The 271-nt window shown below is 56.1% G+C and carries 1 protein-coding gene; it reads left to right on the forward strand.

Features of this window, described 5'->3' with window-relative positions; all coding sequences use genetic code 11:
- A partial coding sequence (locus AC1RPH_RS08345) for a hypothetical protein (protein ID WP_481762120.1) occupies window positions 1–271 on the forward strand: 271 nt, incomplete at both ends.

Genomic DNA, 271 nt, shown 5'->3' on the forward strand with positions numbered 1-271 from the left:
GGTGTGCTTGGTCCGATCACGCTCTCCGACCTGAGCGACGATACGGTCAGCGAAATCGACCTGACCGAGAAGCTGGGTATCGAGAAGTGGGAGAAACCGATTCCGGTGTCGCTGCGCGGCGTGTCGCGTGGCAACTTCCCGTCGTTCATTCCGAAGACGGATCAGGAACGCATCCAGAACATCGAACGCCTAGTGTTCGACAAGTATGCGGAAGAAGTGTTCCAAGAATCTACGAAGATGGACGGTTCGTCGCTCACGGCCTACTACATTC

The organism is Dellaglioa sp. CoH-57-MRSF-16, assembly GCF_056782055.1.